This window comes from Flavobacterium sp. T50_26 (assembly GCF_057652995.1).
Genome location: NZ_JBYFCC010000101.1, coordinates 1 through 231, shown reverse-complemented (window position 1 = coordinate 231; position 231 = coordinate 1). Strand labels below are relative to the sequence as shown.

The window sequence follows — 231 nt, the reverse complement described above, 5'->3', positions numbered from 1 at the left end:
GACTGCAAGTTGGAAATATAGTTCGCTTTTCCGGAATTGATTTATGAACGGTTGATAATATTAATATGATCTATGTTTCTACCGTTAAAGTAAACCTATTTATCAGAAAAGAAGTGCAAAAATACATCAAAACAAATAGCGAAGTTGCCATTTCTTCTGAGGGTTTAATTGGTGATAAAATGCTTCAAATTACGCAATGAACACACAATGCTTCATTTGCAAAAGACGGTC

1 protein-coding gene is annotated in these 231 nt (G+C 32.9%); it reads left to right on the top strand.

The window, feature by feature from the left end:
- Positions 1-65 precede the first annotated feature (65 nt).
- On the top strand, positions 66-200 hold the full coding sequence (locus AC23MC_RS16555; protein ID WP_487570669.1) for a hypothetical protein: 135 nt from the start codon (positions 66-68) through the stop codon (positions 198-200).
- Positions 201-231 lie beyond the last annotated feature (31 nt).